1 protein-coding gene is annotated in these 1,020 nt (G+C 46.1%); it reads right to left on the reverse strand.

The features are described from left to right. Positions 1–967 (reverse strand): DNA repair protein RecN (locus tag A3735_RS01325; protein ID WP_369820495.1); only part of this gene is annotated, 967 nt, incomplete at its 3' end. Positions 968–1,020: the final 53 nt, after the last annotated feature.

The raw sequence follows: 1,020 nt of genomic DNA on the forward strand, positions 1-1,020 counted from the left end.
GAGCAAGTGTCTGCTCGGTCATTTCAATACCGCCTAGCATGCGAGCAACTTCCTCGGTTCTGGCTTTCTTATTAAGCAAGTCAATCGAAGAGCTAACTTTTCCGTCAATTGATTTCTTGCTAATGAAATAATGGTTGTCACCTTGTGAGGCAACTTGTGGCAGGTGGGTAACGCAAATGATTTGTCCATTCTTGCCTAGCGATTTGAGTAGTCGGCCAACAATTTGTGCTGTGCCGCCGCCAATGCCTACATCCACCTCATCGAAAACCAGTGTTGGAATGGTCGAGTTTTGAGCGACAATGACTTGAATCGCTAAGCTGATTCGGGACAGCTCACCGCCTGAGGCAACTTTGTTGATGGCTTTGGGGGGCTGTCCAGGATTGGTGCTAATCAGGAATTCGACGGTATCCAGACCGTGCTGGCTTACCTTGCTGTTATCGAGAGGTGTTAGGCTGACGCAGAACTTCACTGACTTCATATCCATCAATGCTAGCTGCTCACATATTTTCTTTTCTAAAGAGCTGGCACACTTTATACGCTTCTGACGCTGCGTTTCAGCTAAGGCCCGGTAAGTGTTTTCCAATTCGATTACTTCAGCTTGCAGTTGCTCCAGATTTTGGTCGCCATTATTAAAGTCATGTAGTTCTTTGCTGAGTTTGTTTTGTATGGTTAACAGCTCAGTGGGTTCACAGCGGTGTTTTCTTGCTAACTGGTAAGCAGTGCTTAGGCGTTCTTCGATTTCTTGCAGGCGTGCTGGGTTGAGTTCAAATGAGTCGATAAAATGGCGTAAATTACTACCTGCCTCTTCAATTTGGATTTGCGCTTCATTCAGCATGTTGAGTGCTTCACTAATCTCATGATTTTCGCTGGGTAGGTTGTGTAGTGATGAGGAGGCTGAAGAAACCATGCTGGCGGCATTAGCATCACCCTCTGAACATAACGCTAGAGCTTCATGTGCTCTACTCAAAAGCAGTTCTGCATTTGCTAGCTGGGATTGCTCTTTTTCGAGCTGCTCAACTT

It is taken from the genome of Oleiphilus sp. HI0061, assembly GCF_001635675.1.